This is a genomic window from Virgibacillus sp. CM-4 (assembly GCF_000445495.1).
GTDB classification, from domain to species: domain Bacteria; phylum Bacillota; class Bacilli; order Bacillales; family Amphibacillaceae; genus Virgibacillus; species Virgibacillus salexigens.
Genome location: NZ_AUQA01000018.1, coordinates 1 through 1,283, shown reverse-complemented (window position 1 = coordinate 1,283; position 1,283 = coordinate 1). Strand labels below are relative to the sequence as shown.

1 rRNA gene is annotated in these 1,283 nt (G+C 55.7%); it reads right to left on the bottom strand.

Annotated features, from left to right (window positions below):
* Window positions 1–1,168, bottom strand: a 23S ribosomal RNA gene (locus tag M948_RS42440); the annotation flags it as partial.
* Window positions 1,169–1,283 lie beyond the last annotated feature (115 nt).

The window sequence follows — 1,283 nt, the reverse complement described above, 5'->3', positions numbered from 1 at the left end:
CGCAGAGTCACTCGACCAGTGAGCTATTACGCACTCTTTAAATGGTGGCTGCTTCTAAGCCAACATCCTGGTTGTCTTCGCAACTCCACATCCTTTTCCACTGAACGTGCACTTGGGGGCCTTAGCTGGCGATCTGGGCTGTTTCCCTCTTGACCACGGATCTTATCACTCGTAGTCTGACTCCCAAGGATAAGTCATTGGCATTCGGAGTTTGACTGGGTTCGGTAACCCGATGAGGGCCCCTAGCCCAATCAGTGCTCTACCTCCAAGACTCTCACCTTGAGGCTAGCCCTAAAGCTATTTCGGGGAGAACCAGCTATCTCCAAGTTCGATTGGCATTTCACCCCTACCCACACCTCATCCCCGCACTTTTCAACGTACGTGGGTTCGGGCCTCCAGCCGGTGTTACCCGGCCTTCACCCTGGACATGGGTAGATCACCTGGTTTCGGGTCGACGACGACGTACTCAAACGCCCTATTCAGACTCGCTTTCGCTGCGGCTCCGCCTCTTCGGCTTAACCTCGCACGCCATCGTCACTCGCCGGTTCATTCTACAAAAGGCACGCCATCACCCATGAACGGGCTCTGACTACTTGTAGGCACACGGTTTCAGGTTCTCTTTCACTCCCCTTCCGGGGTGCTTTTCACCTTTCCCTCACGGTACTGGTTCACTATCGGTCACTAGGGAGTATTTAGCCTTGGGAGATGGTCCTCCCTGCTTCCGACGGGATTTCCCGTGTCCCGCCGTACTCAGGAGCCGCTCGGGAGGGAACGAAGTTTCGACTACAGGGCTGTCACCTTCTCTGGCCGGCCGTTCCAGACCGGTTCGTCTACCCCGTTCCTTTCTCACTCCCATCTGAGCGGTCCTACAACCCCAAGAGGCACGCCTCTTGGTTTGGGCTGTTCCCGTTTCGCTCGCCGCTACTCAGGGAATCGCATTTGCTTTCTTCTCCTCCGGGTACTAAGATGTTTCAGTTCCCCGGGTGTGCCCTCCATGCCCTATGGATTCAGGCATGGATCCTGTCCCATTACGAACAGTGGGTTCCCCCATTCGGAAATTCCCGGATCCATGTCTACTTACGACTCCCCGAGACATATCGGTGTTAGTCCCGTCCTTCTTCGGCTCCTAGTGCCAAGGCATCCACCGTGCGCCCTTTCTAGCTTAACCTACAGCGCGTTTCGGCTTCTTCCTTATTGTCTAGCTTCGGCGCCTAGCTCTCTTCCGCCAAATAACCTTCCCCCCTTGGGTGCAAGCACCCCTGCGGGTGAAGAACATTTGGCTT